Origin of the sequence: Oricola nitratireducens (genome assembly GCF_014904745.1) — a bacterium.
Classification (GTDB): Bacteria; Pseudomonadota; Alphaproteobacteria; order Rhizobiales; family Rhizobiaceae; genus Oricola; species Oricola nitratireducens.
The window spans coordinates 17,830-33,814 of sequence record NZ_JACZCS010000037.1 but is presented as its reverse complement, the minus strand read 5'-3'; the positions used below and the strand labels follow the sequence as shown (position 1 = coordinate 33,814).

13 protein-coding genes are annotated in these 15,985 nt (G+C 62.9%); 4 read left to right on the top strand and 9 right to left on the bottom strand.

The window, feature by feature from the left end:
* The 5 genes from folK to IG169_RS17585 all read right to left on the bottom strand — a co-directional run bounded on the left by folK (position 1) and on the right by IG169_RS17585 (position 2,596).
* Positions 1-522: a 2-amino-4-hydroxy-6-hydroxymethyldihydropteridine diphosphokinase gene (gene folK / locus IG169_RS17605; protein ID WP_210326090.1), complete on the bottom strand. Its 522-nt coding sequence runs from the start codon at positions 520-522 to the stop codon at positions 1-3.
* Positions 494-871, bottom strand: a complete 378-nt coding sequence (folB, locus tag IG169_RS17600) for a dihydroneopterin aldolase (RefSeq protein ID WP_193177593.1) — start codon at positions 869-871, stop codon at positions 494-496. The genes folK and folB overlap by 29 nt, the downstream gene beginning before the upstream one ends.
* A gap of 28 nt (positions 872-899) precedes the next feature.
* Positions 900-1,766: a dihydropteroate synthase gene (gene folP, locus IG169_RS17595; protein ID WP_193177550.1), complete on the bottom strand. Its 867-nt coding sequence runs from the start codon at positions 1,764-1,766 to the stop codon at positions 900-902.
* Positions 1,767-1,792: 26 nt separating this feature from the next.
* Positions 1,793-2,113 (bottom strand): 2Fe-2S iron-sulfur cluster-binding protein, encoded by a 321-nt coding sequence (locus IG169_RS17590; protein ID WP_193177549.1) that lies wholly within the window; start codon positions 2,111-2,113, stop codon positions 1,793-1,795.
* A 117-nt stretch (positions 2,114-2,230) separates the two neighbouring features.
* Positions 2,231-2,596, bottom strand: coding sequence for an Hpt domain-containing protein (locus IG169_RS17585; RefSeq protein ID WP_193177548.1), 366 nt, complete (start codon positions 2,594-2,596; stop codon positions 2,231-2,233).
* 315 nt (positions 2,597-2,911) lie between these two features.
* Here IG169_RS17585 and IG169_RS17580 point away from each other — a divergent pair, with 315 nt between their 5' ends.
* Positions 2,912-7,459 (top strand): apolipoprotein A-IV repeat region-like domain-containing protein, encoded by a 4,548-nt coding sequence (locus IG169_RS17580; protein WP_193177547.1) that lies wholly within the window; start codon positions 2,912-2,914, stop codon positions 7,457-7,459.
* 57 nt (positions 7,460-7,516) lie between these two features.
* On the opposite strand, the gene IG169_RS17575 is transcribed toward IG169_RS17580, so the two are convergent.
* The 4 genes from IG169_RS17575 to IG169_RS17560 all read right to left on the bottom strand — a co-directional run bounded on the left by IG169_RS17575 (position 7,517) and on the right by IG169_RS17560 (position 11,544).
* Entirely contained in the window at positions 7,517-8,080 is a 564-nt protein-coding gene (locus IG169_RS17575; RefSeq protein ID WP_343225670.1) for an ABC-type transport auxiliary lipoprotein family protein, read from the bottom strand.
* A gap of 123 nt (positions 8,081-8,203) precedes the next feature.
* Positions 8,204-9,577: an MlaD family protein gene (locus IG169_RS17570; protein WP_193177545.1), complete on the bottom strand. Its 1,374-nt coding sequence runs from the start codon at positions 9,575-9,577 to the stop codon at positions 8,204-8,206.
* A 3-nt stretch (positions 9,578-9,580) separates the two neighbouring features.
* Positions 9,581-10,375: an ABC transporter ATP-binding protein gene (locus IG169_RS17565; protein ID WP_193177544.1), complete on the bottom strand. Its 795-nt coding sequence runs from the start codon at positions 10,373-10,375 to the stop codon at positions 9,581-9,583.
* Positions 10,375-11,544 carry an MlaE family ABC transporter permease gene (locus IG169_RS17560; RefSeq protein ID WP_193177543.1) on the bottom strand — a complete coding sequence of 390 codons (1,170 nt, stop codon included), beginning with the start codon at positions 11,542-11,544 and terminating at the stop codon, positions 10,375-10,377. Before IG169_RS17560 ends, IG169_RS17565 begins: the two co-directional genes overlap by 1 nt.
* 110 nt (positions 11,545-11,654) lie before the next feature.
* Between IG169_RS17560 and dgcA the strand changes: the two genes are divergently transcribed.
* The 3 genes from dgcA to IG169_RS17545 all read left to right on the top strand — a co-directional run bounded on the left by dgcA (position 11,655) and on the right by IG169_RS17545 (position 15,971).
* A complete protein-coding gene (gene dgcA / locus IG169_RS17555; protein ID WP_193177542.1) occupies positions 11,655-12,647 on the top strand; it encodes an N-acetyl-D-Glu racemase DgcA in 993 nt (330 codons plus the stop codon).
* Between the two features lie 81 nt (positions 12,648-12,728).
* Positions 12,729-13,505, top strand: a complete 777-nt coding sequence (locus IG169_RS17550) for an SDR family oxidoreductase (RefSeq protein WP_193177541.1) — start codon at positions 12,729-12,731, stop codon at positions 13,503-13,505.
* Positions 13,506-13,643: 138 nt separating this feature from the next.
* The gene (locus IG169_RS17545; protein ID WP_193177540.1) at positions 13,644-15,971 is read left to right on the top strand and encodes an NADP-dependent malic enzyme; all 2,328 of its coding nucleotides are present in this window, start codon (positions 13,644-13,646) and stop codon (positions 15,969-15,971) included.
* Positions 15,972-15,985: the final 14 nt, after the last annotated feature.

The window sequence follows — 15,985 nt, the reverse complement described above, 5'->3', positions numbered from 1 at the left end:
TCATACGCTCAGGCGAATATCCGTCATCTCAAGGCCCTCGTCGCGGAAAGTTTGCGCATGCTCGCGCACGGTCCGCCCCGCGAGCACGATGTCCGGCGCGATATCGGCAAGCGGCACCATGACGAATGCCCGTTCCGTCATCCTTGGATGCGGAATGGTGAGGTTTTCCAGAGACACCGGCGCATCGCCGTAAAGCAGGATGTCGATATCGAGCGTGCGCGGTCCCCAGCGCGTTTCGCGCACGCGTCCGAGCGCGCGCTCGGTCTCAAGCGCCAGCGCCAGCAGGTCCGGCGCGCTGAGACCGGTCTCAATCTCGGCACAGGCATTCAGATACCAATCCTGCTTGACCGGACCCCAGGGCGGTGTGCGGAAAACCCGCGAAATCGCCGTGATCCGGCACTCCGGATGCGCGTCGAGGCGTTTCAGCGCCGACCGCATCGCCTCCGCGACGTCGCCGACATTTCCGCCGAGTCCGAGATAGGCGGTGACGCGTTCAGCCACCGTGACCGGCTTTCGCATCATGCACGACACGCACCTCGACATGGTCCAGCACGCCGGGAACCGGTGCGTTCGGCTTGCGCACGGTGATGTCGGCCGTCACGATCTGCGGAAAACGATGGCACAGCGCCTTGGCGATCTCGAGTGCGATCGCCTCGATCAGGAAGCGCCTCTTTCCGGTGACGATCTTCTCGATCTCCTGGAACGCCACGCCATAATCCACCGTCCCCTCGATGCTGTCGTTCTCCAGCGCATCGCCCGGATCAACGGTCAGAACCGCGTCGACATAGAAACGCTGGCCAAGAAACTCCTCCTGGTCGAACACGCCGTGCCGCGCGAAAAACGCGCAATTCATCATCCGGATCTGGTACATCATGGGTCGGTGTCCTGGTTGCGGCCGGTCAATTCGACGGCCGCCGGGCGACCATAGCATCCGCTATGGCAAGCGCGTCGCGATTAATTGCGACATCGTGGACACGAAATACCGCCGCGCCGGCGGCGCGCAGCAATGCCGTCGTTGCCGCCGTTCCGACATCGCGTTCGGCCGCGTCGCGCCCCGTCGCATCGCCGATGAACCGCTTGCGGCTTGTCCCGACGAGAAGCGGATATCCGAGCGCGTGCAGCGCTTCGAACCGCGCCATTAGGGTGAAATTCTCCTCCGGGTCCTTGGCAAAACCGAACCCCGGATCGAGCACGATCTGCTCGCGCTGCACGCCTGCCTTGCCCGCGATTTCCAGCGAGGTTTCGAAAAACGCGAACTGGTCGGCGATGACATCGGCGAGTTTTTCGCGCTCGCGTCCCGTATGCATGATGCAGAGCCCCGCCCCCGTTTCCGCGGCGACACGGGCAATGTCCGGTTCGCGCTGCAGCCCCCATACATCGTTGACGATGTGGGCGCCGGCCTCGACCGCCTTCTTCGCCGTATCGGCACGATAGGTGTCAATAGAGATGACCGCGCCGGCGATCGCGTCCCGGATGGCCGAGATCGAGGGCAGCACGCGCGCCTGTTCGGTCTCCGCGTCAACGGGATCGCCGCCCGGACGCGTGCTCTCGCCGCCGATATCGAGGATCCCCGCGCCCGCTTCGGTCATGGCCCGCGCCCGCGCAACGGCGTCACCGGTGTTGGCCAGTTGGCCGCCGTCGGAAAAACTGTCGGGGGTGACGTTGAGGATCCCCATCAAGACGCCGGACGGCCCGAGCACGAGGCTTTTCGAATGCGCCAGGGCCCATTTCCGCGCCGAGAACGCTTCATCTGCGGAAAATGCCATCGGCCGGTTTTTCCGTTTCGGGACGATCAGGCCTGGCGCTCGGGAACGTGAACGACAAGCCCGTCAAGTTCATCTGTCATCTTGATCTGGCACGAAAGACGGGACACCGGCTTCGGCTCGTAGGCGAAGTCCAGCATGTCCTCTTCCATGACATCGGGCTTGCCGACGATATCCGTCCATGCCTCGTCGACATAGACGTGGCACGTCGCGCAGGCGCAGGCACCGCCACATTCGGCTTCGATACCCGGAACGCTGTTTTTCACAGCATTTTCCATGACAGTCGAGCCGGTTTCGGCATCAAGGTCAAATCGTGTGCCGTCAAACGCGACGACAGTCAGCTTCGGCATCTCGGTCTCCGGGAATGGATATGGAGCAACAGGTCTTACGAGCCGCGACTTACCCTTAAGACGGGCAATGTCAACCGGCTCGCACCCGGAAAGATCGCCGTTTTGACCCGAAAAGGGCTAGCGCAGAAGCGAGGCGATATAATCGCGCACGGTTTCAACCTCGCGAAGCAAGGCGGTCACCGGCGCCGGATTTTCCGGTTCTTCTTCGATACGCAAGGCTTGATCCGCCAGGCTGAAGGCACCGACGGCACGGGCCGCACCTTTCAGCGTATGCGCACTGCGCTTGCGGATTTCGCAGTCCGTCTGGCTGCGCAATTCATTCCCCAGAATCGAGGCCTGCCTGGCGAAAAGCCGCAGTACTTCTTCCTCGAGCGCCCGGTCTCCGCCCGTCTGGCGGGCGAGAAATGCAAGGTCTACCGGGCGTGTTTCGCCGGGCAGCGCGCTCGACGAATCCGGTGGTGCGAACACAGGAGTCTCATTCATATCCAATCCATCCCGTTTGCCTATTGAGCAATTCAAGATGATGGCATCTAAAGGTCGCCGGGGAGTTAACCGCCATTCGGATGCCCGCCGGCGCCATTTTTGAAAAATCAGGCGACAAGCCGGCGCGTTAACTTTATCTTTAAACTTTTGCGGATCGGGACAATCGCGAGTTCCATTTCGAGAGGTGTCCCGTTACGATACGCATCACCGTTTGGGCGTACAGAGAACACAGTTGCGCCCATATTGTGGTGTGTCACATAGGTATTCGAGGAAAGGGCTGCCGAAGGCAGGCCGAGTTTGTTGAGTGAGGCGGCAATGGCTGTGAACAAGAACGCTGCGAACATCGATCGCGACATGGAAGCAGCGCTGGAGGAAGCGTTAGAAGCCGGTCTCGACGACGACATCAGCCTGGACGACGAATTGTCGCTCGACGATTTCGAAAGCCAGGTCGCCGCAGCCGCAAGCGAACTCGCGGAGGAAAGCGATCAGGCCAAGAAATCGCCCGAAACGCATGTTGCCGCTCCGCCCGCACCGCCTGTGGGCAACAGCAAGCCATCATCAAAACCGGAACCGGCAACCGCCGCAAAACCGTCCGTTCACGAGCCGGAGGCGCCCGCGGCGCCGACGCGGCAGTCGGTCAGCTTCAAACCCGCCAATGACGACGACACGCAGCGCGACTACCAGGCGATCCTCTCGCGCCTGAACCGCACGTCGGTGCGCGGCGGGTATACCGCGGCAATTGTGGCAAGCGTCGTGTGGGCGATCGGCGGCATCGCGCTGATGCATCTGCTTTATGCTCCCGCTGTCTGGCAGATCAGTTCTCTCGACAAATTGCGCGCCCAGCCCGGCGTGATCGCGATCCTCGTCTCCATTATCGTCCCGATCTTCCTGTTCTTCGCGATCGCGGCCATGGTTCGCCGGTCGCAGGAAATGCGGTTGACCGCGCATTCGATGAGCGAAATCGCCCTGCGCCTCGCCGAACCGGAAAACCTTGCACAGGAACGTATCGTCACCGTCGGCCAGGCGGTACGCCGCGAAGTCGCCGCAATGGGCGAAGGCATCGAGCGCACGATCGCACGCGCCAGCGAGCTGGAAGCCTTGATGCAGTCCGAGGTTTCCGAACTGGAGCGCGCCTATACCGACAACGAAGTGCGGGTCCGTTCGCTGCTGACCGATCTCGGCAACGAGCGCGAAGGCATCGTCACCCATGCCGAACGCCTGCGCGCCTCGATCGCCGGCGCCCATGAGCAGCTCCGCGACGAACTGACCGGCTCCGCCGACTTCATCCGTGACAACGTGCGCAATGCCTCGACGCAGTTGTCGATGTCGCTGAACGAATCAGGCCAGTCGCTGATCGACCGCCTCGAACAGAGCAGCAATGCCGTCAACGAAACGATCGCCGCCCGCCTCGACGAGGTATCCGGCCGCATCTCCAATTCGGGCGAGGCATTCGCCAGCCTGATCGACATGCGCATCGCCAATCTCAGCGAACAGACCGACGAGGCAAGCCGCAAACTGTCCGAGACATTGGAAGCAAGGGCGACCGGCCTCGTCACGTTGCTGGGCAGCACCGCGACGAACATGACCGACGAGTTCGACGAGCGCATGGCCAGCTTGGAGAAGACCTTCTCCGAACGCGGCCAGCAGTTGCTCGGCGATTTCGAAACCCGCGTCCAGGCCATCAACCACGGCACCGAAAAGCTCAATTCGGCGCTCGATGCGCGGGCCCGCCAGATCAACGAAACCCTTCTCGAACGCACCCGCGCAATCGCCGAGACCTATGCGCACGGCAATGCGCAGGCCGGCGTCATCGCCGACAAGGCGCGCCAGGCCTTCGAGGAGCAGACCAGCTCGATGGAAACGTCGCTCGCCGCGATCCTCGAGGAGAAATCCTCGGCATTCACGACGAAGCTCAACGATATCACGTCCGGCACGGCCGATGCGATCGGAGGCAGGACCGACGAATTCCTGCAGCGTCTCGACGAAAAGACGTCCGCGATCTATGGCGCGGTCGGCCACACGACGGACAAGCTTACCTCGACGATCGATGCCGGAGCATCGCGCATCGGCGAAACGATCGAATCCCGCACGCAAGCGCTTTCCGAGGAACTCGGCAAGAAGGTCGGGGAGTTCGGCGCGACGCTCGATTCGCGGTCCGACGAATTCGCCCGCACGGCGACCCAGTTCGGCCAGACATTCGAGAGCCAGTCGGAGATGCTCATCGATCGCGTCGGCGGCCACTCCGCCCGCATTTCGGCGACGCTGGAAGAAAAGTCGCAAATGCTCGACAGCAGCGCGTCGAGCTTCAGGGACTCCATCGAGGCCAAAGTGGAATCGGTCGCCGAACGGCTGCAGCAGCGCGCCGCCGAGTTCGAGGAGCGGACCTCCCGCTTCGACCAGAATGTCACCACCCTAGCCGACACGCTTGCCCAGAACCTGGCGGAAAACTCCGGCAAACTCGTCTCGGTGCTCGAAGAAAAGACAGCGCATCTCGACGAAACGCTGGACGAGAAGACAATGCGGCTCAGCGCCACTCTCAGCCAGCGTGCAAGCGCTCTCGTCGACGAGATTTCACGGGCGTCCGGAGCGGTCGAAAGCGCCATGTCGCAGACCAATGCGCGGCTTGAAGAACTGTTGACCGACAAGGCCGGCGGACTGCAGGCAGCGATCGAGGATCGCACCAACACAGCGATTGTCGCGCTCTCGCGCAGCACCGAAGCGCTGGACAACCTGTTCTCCCAGAACACCAGCATCATCGACGAACGCGCCGAGACGATGCAGAAGGCTCTTACGCTCGGCATCGAAAACGTACGCCGCACGCTAGAGGACAGCGCCGGTATCGTCGCACGCACGCTGCGCGACAGTGTCGCCACGGCCCGCATTGAACTCGAAGAGGAAGCTGCGAAGGCCGGCGATACCATCGGCGTCCACGGCAAGGATTTTGCCGTGCATCTCTCCGAGCAGTTGAGCCAGAACCAGCAGCGCATTGCCGAGGAGCTCGCAACCAACGAAATGCGCCTGGCCGGACAGACCGACGAAATCAGACGTCTGACCACCAATATGCTGGAGGCTTTCGAAGCCCGCACGTCCGAGGCAACCGACCTCATGGGCGGCAAGGCGCAGGAGGCCGTCAACGCCTTTGTCGAGCGCACGGGCGAACTCTCCAGTCTCCTGTCGACGCACACCCGCGACATGGAGAACCTGATCGAGAACTCCACCCGGCCGCTCATCGAGCGCCTTACGGGCGACGGACGCAAGCTCGCCGAGCAACTCGAGGAAGCCACGACCGCGGCGACCGAGCGGCTCAAGGCGGAAAACGCGGCCCTGATCACGGCCATGGCGCGCCGCACAGCCGACACTGTTTCGGCCGTCGAACAGGCGCAAAACGGACTGTCGGAAAATGTCGACGCCCTGATCGAACGCCTGTCTTCGTCGAACGCAAATCTCGGCGAACTCATCCGCAACGCCGCGTCGAACCTCGGCCAGCTGGATAACCGCCTCGAAAAGACGACGTCGGAATTCGCCGACAAGACCACTCGCGCCGCCGATTCGATCGCCTCGTCGGTCAACATGCTCGACGGCAACATGTCGCGGCTCGGAGAGGTGTCCAGCCGCACGCTGGAGGAAGTCTCCTCCATCGCGTCCCGCTTCGAGGATCATGGACGGGTGCTCGCCTCCGCGTCCGAACTGCTCGGCACGGCACAATCGGGCCTCGCCAACACACTCGAGGAACGGCGCGAGGCGCTGGAGTCGCTGTCGACCGGGCTGGTCGGAAAGTCCGAGGAAATCGCCCGGCTCATGCGCTCCTTCGAATCCATGGTCACCGACGCTTTCAACACCGTCGAGGAGCGCACGCGCCATACGGCCGACGAAATGTCGGTCAAGCTGCGCCAGACCGCGAAGGAAGCCGAAGGCACGGCGCGGTCTTCCGCCGAGTCGGTCACACAGAATGTCGGCCAGGCAATCGACGCCGCTCTCAAGCGTTTCGAGGGTGCGACATCCGAGATGCGTCGCGTCGCCACCGACATGAACCACGAACTCACCCAGACGCGCGAAGAGGTTCGCAAGGGCATCTTCGAACTACCGGAGGAAACGCGCGAATCCACCAGCGCGATGCGGCGCGCCGTGTCCGAACAGATCAACGCGCTCAAAGACCTGTCTCGCATCGTCGAGAATTCCGGCCGGGCCTTCGACATCGGTAATGGCGGCAGCAACCGGGCACGCAGGCCCGCCCCGCAGGCGACCGTCGAGACGCGGCAGGCGCCTGTCGCCGACGCAGTGGCCGTTGCGCCGCGCCCACAGCCGGCGCCGGCTGCGCCCGTTCCCGCTGCAGCCCCCGCACAGCGCGAACCCGTGCTGCGTGGCAGCCTGAACATGAGCGACCCCGCTCCGCAGCGCGAGGAAGAACCGGAACAGGCCTCCGGTGGCTGGGTCAGCGACCTGCTGCGCCGCGCCTCCAAGGAAGATGAGCCCGCTCCGCGCGCGCCGCAGCGTATCGACCAGCCGCGCGAAGCGCTCCACACGGTCGAATCGCTAAACTCTCTTTCGGTCGACATCGCCCGAGCCATCGATCACGAGGCGTCGATCGACCTGTGGGAACGTTACCGTCGCGGCGAGCGCAACGTCTTCACGCGGCGTCTCTATACGCTAAAGGGCCAGCAGACTTTCGACGAGATCAAGCGCAAATACGAAAGCGACAGCACCTTCCGTGCATCGGTCGATCGTTACGTGAACGATTTCGAGCGCCTGCTGCGTGACATTGCGAAGAACGACCGCGACAACATCATGACGCAGACGTACCTGACCTCGGATACCGGCAAGGTCTACACCATGCTGGCGCATGCGAGCGGCAAGCTGCATTAGTCGGAAAAGAAGAACTGAAAAACGAAAGCCGCCGGAAATTCCGGCGGCTTTTTTGTGTCAGATGCGGCTTGTCACCCAGGCAACGACGTCGCGCGCGACACTTTCGAAGGCGCGGTCGATCGCAGCCACATAGGCCGGATTGCCGTAGCCCGCCGCAACCGCGCGCGCCTCGAAAATACGCTCGCTGGCGACAATGCCGTTGCGGTCGTTGAGGATCTTGACCGCAATCGCGACATCGGCGGTGTTGCTGGCCGCCTCGATGCCGAAGGAGCGGATCTCGGTAACGATCTGGTAGTCGATCGCAAGCCCTTGGCCTGGCAAACCGACGCCCTTGAAACGGCCCGAGTTCTGGAAGCCCTGAGCGAGCCGCATCTGCACCAGGCGCGGCAGCCGGTCACTCCACTGCGATTCATCCAGATAGCGGATCGTCAGCGGATCGGTCCGGACGACGATGTTCTGGGAGTCGAGCGCCTTCAGAGCCTGCGGCTCGGCAATGAGAATCTGCGTGCCGCGTCGCACCGGCGACGCTTCGCTGATGGTGGGAACGCCGAGTTCATAGGTATCGGCCGTCGGACGCACGCCGCCAATCGCCGCGCAACCCGCGAGTGCGAAAGGCAACACGGCAATCCATCCGGTGCGCAATATCCCCATTATCCCTCGCCGGCCATCTAGCGGGCGCCGAGATGGTAATCCCGGTGCCCCGATTGCAGTCCTATCCGTTTGATACCGGCTCGCCATGGAGTGTCAACGCCTCTCGCGGCCGTCATAGGTCTTCACGCCGCCGTCTCCACCGAAGATTAGCCGCTGCGGATTGCGCTCGAGATCGGTGATCGCACGCTCGATCCGGGTGACGGAGCGCCGCGTCTCGTTGACGAGGCTCTGAACGTCGCGCAATCCCGGACCCGAAAACCGTTCCAGTCCTGCCGAAATCGTGTTGATGCGGTCGTTGAGCGTGTCCGCCGCCTTGCGGAAAGACTCCAGCGTCTTGCGCGTCTCCGCCATCAGCGACTGCCCGTTATCGGACCCGAGCAGGCCGTCCGCCTTCGCCAGGATACCGTCGACACGCTCCGACGCGGCGTTAAGCTTTTCGGCCATCTGCTTGGCGTTGGTGATGGTGTCCTGAATATCCTGCTGACGTTCGCCCAGACCCTGCGTCAGCTTCTCGACCTCGGCGAGCGAGGTTTTCGCGGAATCCCCCGCCTTGACCAGATCGTCGAGGGCCGTGCTCACCTGGCCGGGCGGAACCGCGTCGAGCAACGCATCAACCTTGTCGAAGGTCCCGTTGACGCGAGTTCCAACGTCCTGGAGGTCGGCAGCGATCTTCGTGACCTTGTCGGTCACGTCCTGAAACTGGGTCGAAACAGCGTTCAGATTGGCGGTGAACGTGTCGACATTGTCCACGATCGCCGTGACCTTCTTCGGATCGACGGCGGCGAGCAGATCCTCGATCCCCTTCAGCGTGCCGTCGAGCTTGCCTGACATGTCCTTGAGCGCGTCGCCGACGCCGCCGATCCCGGCTAGGAAGCTGTCGATTTGGTCGGCGTTGTTCTTCAGCGCCTCGGTGAACACCTGGGTGTTCTCGAGCGATTGCGCCAGCGGCCCGCGCGCTTCCTTCACGAAGCCTTCGAGTTCGGTCAGTACCCTGTCAGTGCGGTCGAAGATGTCCTGCGCGGTCGCAAGAAGATTGTTGACGGCCGACGGATCGGCCTTGATGGTCGCCACCTTGCCCTGTTCCTCGGCGAGCTGGAAGATGTTCGGCTCGGCCGTGTCACCACCCTCGAATTCGATATAGGCGATACCCGTCAGCCCGGTAAAGCCAAGGACGGCCTTGGTCGACTTGGTGATCGGCAGATTGCGGCTGACGATAGTGCGCGCGATGACGATGCGCGGATTGGTCTCGTCGAAACTCAATCCGGTCACCTTGCCGACATCGATACCGTTGAACTTGACCAGGCTGCCGACGCCGAGCCCGGTCACCGAACCCTCGATCACGACGTCGAGACGCACCGATTGACCGCCCGTGCCCGTGCGCGCCACCCAAAAGACGATTGCGAAACCCGCCAGGAACACGAGCAGCGTGAACGCGCCGACGGTTACGTAATTTGCCTTTGTTTCCATGGTTCAGCCACCCACCCCGGCGGTTTCCTGTTCGATCGTCTCTATGCGCCGGGCACGTTTGCCCCTGAAATAGGATTTCACCCAGGGATCTTCGCTTTTCAGCATGTCCCCGATCGTTCCCTCGATCAGCACCCGCCTGTTTCCGAGTACAGCGATTCGGTCGGCGACGGTGAAAAGAGAGTCAAGGTCGTGCGTCACCATATAGACGGTCAATCCCAGCGTGTCGCGCAATTTGGAGATCAAATCGTCGAACTCCGCCGCGCCCACCGGGTCCAGCCCGGATGTCGGTTCGTCCAGAAAGACGATATCCGGGTCGAGAGCGAGTGCCCGCGCCAGCGCCGCGCGCTTGATCATGCCGCCGGAAAGTTCCGACGGATATTTCTCCGCCGCGCTGCGCGTCAGGCCGACGAGTTCGATCTTGAGCATCGCCAGCTCGTCCATCAGCTGTTTCGGCAGCGACAGATATTCGCGCATCGGCACCTGGATGTTTTCCAGTACTGTCAGCGAGGAAAACAGCGCGCCGTGCTGGAACAGGACGCCCATGCGCATGTCGACCTGGATCCGCTCCTCCTCGCTGATCCGGTCAAGATCGCGCCCGAGGACAACGATGTTGCCGGCCTGTTTCTTGTTGAGGCCGAGGATCGTGCGCAACAGGACCGATTTGCCGGTGCCCGACGCGCCGACGAAACCCAGAATTTCACCGCGATAGACGTCGAGATCCAGATCGTGCAGCACGACATGACTGCCGAACTGCACGTGAATATCGCGCACGCTGATGATGACGTTTTCCTGTGCCATCAGAAATCGATCGCCGCGTAGAAAATGGCGAACATCCCGTCGACGACGATGACGACGAAGATCGATTTGACGACGGACGCGGTGACGCGCTCTCCGAGCGATTCCGCACTGCCGCCGACCTTCATGCCTTCCACCGAGGCGATAATGCCGATAATCAACGCCATGAACGGCGCCTTGATGAAGCCGGCGAACACCGTCGTCAGGTCGATGGCGTCATGCACCCGGGTGATGAAAGCGTCCGGCGAAATACCCGAATAGGTGTTGGCTACGAACATCGCCCCCCCAAGCGCGGCAATGTCGGAAATCACGGTGAGGAGCGGCAAGGCAATGCCGAGCGCCACAAGGCGCGGGAACACCAGCACGCCGACCGGGTTGAGGCCGATGACGGTCAGCGCGTCGATTTCCTCACGCATCTTCATCGAGCCGATCTCGGCGGTGATCGCGCTGCCCGAGCGGCCGGCGATCATGATCGCGGTCAGCAGCACGCCGATCTCGCGCAGGACCAGAATGCCGACGAGATCGACAACGAATATTTCCGCCCCGAAATAACGTAGCTGAAACGCGCCCTGCTGGGCGATGATGGCCCCGATGATCGTCGACATCAGCGCGATGATCGGGATCGCGCGCACGCCGGTGCGATCGAGTTGATTGACGACGGCGGCGATGGAAAGCCCGCTGCCATGGCCGAGCTTCATCTGCGACCCGCGCACTGCCGCGCCGAGGATATGCAGCGCCATCAGCGCGTCATCGCGAAAGTCGTAAACGGCCTTGCCGACGCCGACAATCATCCGGGTCAGGAGGTTTTCCTTTTCCTCGGCCGGTTCCTGTTCGGCCAGTTCCTCCATCGCGTGTTTCACGGCGTCGAAAAGCACCTTGTGCGAAGGACGGACCGCCTCCAGCGCGGCGGCGTTTCCCGCTTTCTCGGCCGCCCGGGTGAAACGGTAGACGACCCATGCGCCCGCGGTATCGAAATAGGTCACGCCGGACATGTCGATGACGACGGAGTGGCCGCCGATTTTACGCTCGTGATCGCGCATGACCGCATCCACGGCGGCGATGGTATGTGTCGCCCACGATCCCGACAATACCAGCCGGAACTGATCGCCGACAACCTCGGCATTCACCTGTGGAGGTTGTGGCGACGCCACGCCGTCCCCGTCGATTTCCATATGCATTGCATCCGCCATCGGGCTATTAATACCGCCGCTCGGGTGGCAAGTCTGCGACATACCGGCCACATCAACCGATATTTCGTGGCGAATTTGGAGTTGAACACGCGATGGAATTCGCCGGTTGCAGCGTAGAGGCCTGGAGCGAGCGCTATCCGATCGACGGACAGTTCCGCATTTCGCGATCGAGCAAGACCGAGGCCGAGGTCGTCGTCTGCCGAATCAGGTCCGAGAACCGGCACGGAATTGCCGAATGCGTTCCCTATGTGCGCTATGGCGAAACCGTCGATTCGGTGCTTCAGGCGATCAACGACACCGCGTCGGCGCTCGGCGGAACTTTTAGCCACGACCGGCTTGGCCGTGCACTGGCGCCGGGCGCCGCACGCAACGCGCTCGATTGCGCGCTCTGGGATCTCGAAGCCAAACTGACCGGCAACCATGTCCACAACCTCGTCTGCCGGCAGCCGCCGCGGCCCGTCGAGACCGCGTTCACCATCTCGCTCGACGACCCCAACGTCATGGCTGACGCCGCCCGCAGCGCGATGCGGCGGCCGGTCCTGAAGATCAAGCTCGGCGGCACGAATGACATCGCGGCGATGCACGCTGTCGCCGCCGCCGCGCCGCGCAGCCGCATCATCGTCGACGCCAACGAGGGTTGGACGCCCGACCGCCTGCCGGAACTGATGCGCGAGGCCGCGCGCCTCCGTATCGCGCTGATCGAGCAGCCGCTTCCCGCCGGAAAGGACGATATCCTCGCCGAGATGCCGCATCCCGTACCGATTTGCGCCGACGAAAGCGCCCATACGACCGAAGATCTCGAGTCCCTGCGCGGCCGTTATGACACGATCAACATCAAACTCGACAAGACCGGCGGGCTGACCGAGGCACTGCGCATGCGCGACCGCGCCCGCGACCACGGCTTCGGCATCATGATCGGCTGCATGGTCGGCACTTCGCTCGGCATGGCGCCGGCGGTGTTGCTTGCCCAGGACGCGGATTATATCGATCTCGACGGGCCCTTGCTCCTTGCGCATGACCGCTCGCCGTCGCTCGAATATAGCGGCACCATTGTCTCGCCGCCCCGCGCGGAACTCTGGGGCTGAAAATCTTAGCGAAAACAGACGGAATTCACCCTTCCGGGAAACAATCTTGCATCCTATAAGGGCCCCAAAAAGGAGATCACCATGGATCTGGGACTGAAGGGCCGCAAGGCAATCATCTGCGCTTCGAGCCGCGGACTGGGCAAGGGCTGCGCCATGGCGCTCGCCGGGGAAGGCGTCGATCTCGTCATCAACGGCCGTAACCCCGATGTCACCAACGCAACCGCCGACGAATTGCGCAAGCACGGCGTCAACGTCACCGTGATCCTCGGCGATGTCTCCGATCCCGACACCCAGGCCAAGCTCATAGAGGCTTGCCCGGATCCCGACATCCTGGTCAACAACAACGCCGGCCCGAAGCTGCGTGACTTTCGCGAACTCGACCGCGAGGCCATCCTCGCCGGCGTGACGCAGAACATGGTAACGCCGATCGAACTCATCCAGAAAGTGATCGACGGCATGTCCGAGCGCGGCTTCGGCCGCATCGTCAACATTACGTCGCTGTCCGTCTATCAGCCAATCCTCGGCCTCGACCTCTCGTCCGGCGCGCGGGCCGGCCTGACCTCGTTCCTTGCCGGCATCGCCCGCTCCGTCGCCGACAAGAACGTGACGATCAACCAGTTGCTGCCCGGCAAGCTCGACACGGACCGCATCCGCGACACGTTCAAGTTCGGTGCGGACAAGGCCGGCATTTCTTTGGACCAGGAACGCGCCCGCCAGGAAAAACTGATCCCTGCCGGACGCCTCGGCACGCCGGAGGAATTCGGCAAAACCTGCGCCTTTCTCTGCTCGGCGCATGCGGGTTACATCACCGGACAGAACATCCGCCTCGACGGCGGTCTTTATCCGAGCGCATTCTGATCCGGCGCCTATGCCTCCCGGCGTCACGTCCGTCACGGAATAACAGTGATGCCGGGAGAACGGTTTCAAACAGTTCCGGGACATACTAGGCTCGTGTGCGCCCGCGCGCCGTGCGGAAAGAAAATCGGGGGAAGCGACATGCAGCAGGACGACGCACCGGAACAGGCCAGCCCCCCGACGGCAAGCCTCGAGGAGGCCGCCCTCTTCTACCACCAGTATCCGCGCCCCGGAAAACTGGAGATCCAGGCGACGAAACCGCTCGGCAACCAGCGTGACCTGGCGCTTGCCTATTCGCCCGGCGTCGCCGCGCCCTGCCTCGCCATCGAGGCCGATCCCGGCAAGGCGGCCGACTACACGGCCCGCAGCAACCTCGTCGCCGTCATCTCCAATGGCACCGCCGTGCTTGGTCTCGGCAATATCGGCCCGCTCGCCTCGAAGCCGGTGATGGAGGGCAAGGCCGTCCTGTTCAAGAAATTCGCCGGCATCGACGTTTTCGATATCGAGATGGACGCGCCGGAGATCGACACGATGGTCTCGGTGGTCTCGGCGCTGGAACCGACCTTCGGCGGCGTCAACCTGGAGGACATCAAGGCCCCGGAATGTTTCGAGGTCGAGGCGCAATTGCGCGAAAAGATGAACATCCCGGTCTTTCACGACGACCAGCACGGCACGGCCATCATCGTCACCGCCGCGATCCTGAACGGACTAGAACTGGCCGGAAAATCGATCGAGACCGCCAAGATCGTCACCTCGGGTGCGGGCGCTGCCGCACTCGCCTGCCTCAACCTGCTGGTCTCTCTTGGAGCAAAACGCGAAAACATCTGGGTGAACGATATCGAGGGCCTCGTCTATGAGGGCCGCGAGAAACTGATGGACCAGTGGAAGTCGGTCTATGCGCAGAAGACCGACAAACGGAAGCTCACCGATGTCATTCCCGGCGCCGACGTGTTTCTCGGCCTGTCCGCCGCAGGCGTTTTGAAGCCGGAATGCCTGAAGGAAATGGCCGACCGGCCGCTGGTCATGGCGCTCGCCAACCCAGTGCCCGAGATCATGCCCGACGTCGCGCGCGAAGCCCGTCCGGACGCGATGATCTGTACCGGCCGATCCGATTTTCCCAATCAGGTCAACAATGTATTGTGCTTTCCTTACATTTTTCGCGGCGCGCTGGATGCCGGAGCGACGACAATCAACGAGGAGATGAAAGCCGCCGCCGTCCGCGCCATCGCGCAACTGGCCCGCGAGGAGCCTTCCGATGTCGCCGCGCGCGCCTATTCCGGCGACACACCGGTCTTCGGACCCGATTATCTCATCCCGTCGCCGTTCGACCCGCGCCTGATCCTGCGCATCGCGCCGGCGGTTGCCAAAGCTGCCGCCGACAGCGGCGTCGCGCTCCGCCCGATCGAGGACATGGACGCCTATCTCGACCGGCTGAACCGCTTCGTCTTCCGATCCGGGCTCGTCATGAAACCGGTTTTCGCAGCGGCCCAGAGCGGGACGACGAAGCGGGTCGTCTATGCCGACGGCGAGGACGAACGCGTATTACGGGCCGCACAGGTCGTGTTGGAGGACCGGATTGCCCAGCCGATCCTGATCGGGCGTCCCGAGGTCATCGAGACCCGGCTGAAGCGCTTCGGCCTCCGCATCAGGCCCGGAGAAGACTTTGAACTGATCAATCCGGAAAACGACCCCCGCTACCGCGATTATGTTGATCACCTCGTCCGCGTCGTCGGTCGACGCGGGGTCACGCCCGATGCCGCGCGTATCCTGGTGCGCACCAACAACACGGTGATCGCCGCGCTTGCGCTCGAGCGCGGCGAGGCCGATGCGATGATCTGCGGGCTGGAAGGGCGATACGACCGGCAATTGCGCCATGTCCGCCTCATCGTCGGCCTCGAACCGGGAATCCGCGACCTCTCCGCCTTGTCGATGCTGATCTCGCAACGCGGCGTCACCTTTTTTACCGACACCTATGTGACAGTCGATCCGGACGCCGAGGAAATCGCCGAGATGACCGTGCTCGCCGCCCGCGAGATCGCCCGATTCGGCATCGAGCCAAAAGCCGCGCTGCTGTCACATTCCAATTTCGGTTCGCGCGATTCCGATTCCGCCCTGAAGATGCGCAAGGCCACCGCGATCCTGCACCGCATCGCGCCCGACCTCTGCGTCGACGGCGAAATGCACGCCGATTCAGCGCTCGACGCGCGTCTGCGCGACCGTGTCTATCCGGATTCTGTGCTCAATGGAGAAGCCAATCTTCTCGTCTTCCCGAATCTCGATTCAGCCAACATCACGCTGAACGCGGTCAAGTCGATGACGGATGCCCTCCACGTCGGGCCGATTCTGGTGGGCACGGCAAAGCCGGCGCATATCCTGACGCCATCCGTCACCTCGCGCGGTGTCGTCAACATGACCGCCCTCTCCGTCGTCGAAGCCGCCCAGCGCGAGGATGCGATCGCCGCCAAGTGACCGTGTTTCACGGC

Coding starts and splice junctions, on each gene's coding strand:
- folK (WP_210326090.1), bottom strand. CDS start 522: ATGATGCGAAAGCCGGTCACGGTGGCTGAACGCGTCACCGCCTATCTC.
- folB (WP_193177593.1), bottom strand. CDS start 871: ATGTACCAGATCCGGATGATGAATTGCGCGTTTTTCGCGCGGCACGGC.
- folP (WP_193177550.1), bottom strand. CDS start 1,766: ATGGCATTTTCCGCAGATGAAGCGTTCTCGGCGCGGAAATGGGCCCTG.
- IG169_RS17590 (WP_193177549.1), bottom strand. CDS start 2,113: ATGCCGAAGCTGACTGTCGTCGCGTTTGACGGCACACGATTTGACCTT.
- IG169_RS17585 (WP_193177548.1), bottom strand. CDS start 2,596: ATGAATGAGACTCCTGTGTTCGCACCACCGGATTCGTCGAGCGCGCTG.
- IG169_RS17580 (WP_193177547.1), top strand. CDS start 2,912: ATGGCTGTGAACAAGAACGCTGCGAACATCGATCGCGACATGGAAGCA.
- IG169_RS17570 (WP_193177545.1), bottom strand. CDS start 9,577: ATGGAAACAAAGGCAAATTACGTAACCGTCGGCGCGTTCACGCTGCTC.
- IG169_RS17565 (WP_193177544.1), bottom strand. CDS start 10,375: ATGGCACAGGAAAACGTCATCATCAGCGTGCGCGATATTCACGTGCAG.
- IG169_RS17560 (WP_193177543.1), bottom strand. CDS start 11,544: ATGGAAATCGACGGGGACGGCGTGGCGTCGCCACAACCTCCACAGGTG.
- dgcA (WP_193177542.1), top strand. CDS start 11,655: ATGGAATTCGCCGGTTGCAGCGTAGAGGCCTGGAGCGAGCGCTATCCG.
- IG169_RS17550 (WP_193177541.1), top strand. CDS start 12,729: ATGGATCTGGGACTGAAGGGCCGCAAGGCAATCATCTGCGCTTCGAGC.
- IG169_RS17545 (WP_193177540.1), top strand. CDS start 13,644: ATGCAGCAGGACGACGCACCGGAACAGGCCAGCCCCCCGACGGCAAGC.